This is a genomic window from Nocardioides oceani (assembly GCF_030412965.1).
Classification (GTDB): domain Bacteria; phylum Actinomycetota; class Actinomycetes; order Propionibacteriales; family Nocardioidaceae; genus Nocardioides; species Nocardioides oceani.
Genome location: NZ_JAUHJQ010000367.1, coordinates 1 through 201 on the forward strand (window position 1 = coordinate 1; position 201 = coordinate 201).

Annotated in this window: 1 protein-coding gene; it reads left to right on the forward strand. The window is 84.6% G+C overall.

Annotated elements, in window-relative coordinates; translation table 11 throughout:
- A partial coding sequence (locus QWY28_RS24385) for a hypothetical protein (protein WP_300955460.1) occupies positions 1-201 on the forward strand: 201 nt, incomplete at both ends.

The following is a 201-nucleotide window of genomic DNA, read 5'->3' on the forward strand; positions in this document are numbered from 1 at the left end:
CGCTGCGCGGCGCGTCCGGCGGCCGGGCGAGCAGCCGGGTGGGCGTCCCGCGTGCTCTCCGCGTCGCAGTGCTCGCCGCCTGCGGCGCGGCGCTCGTCGTGCCGGCGCCGGCCCGCGGGGCCGAGCGGCCGCACCCGCTGGACGGCCAGCCGATGCCGGACCGGGCCACCTCGACCTCGGCGTGGGTCGCCGCGGCGGGGG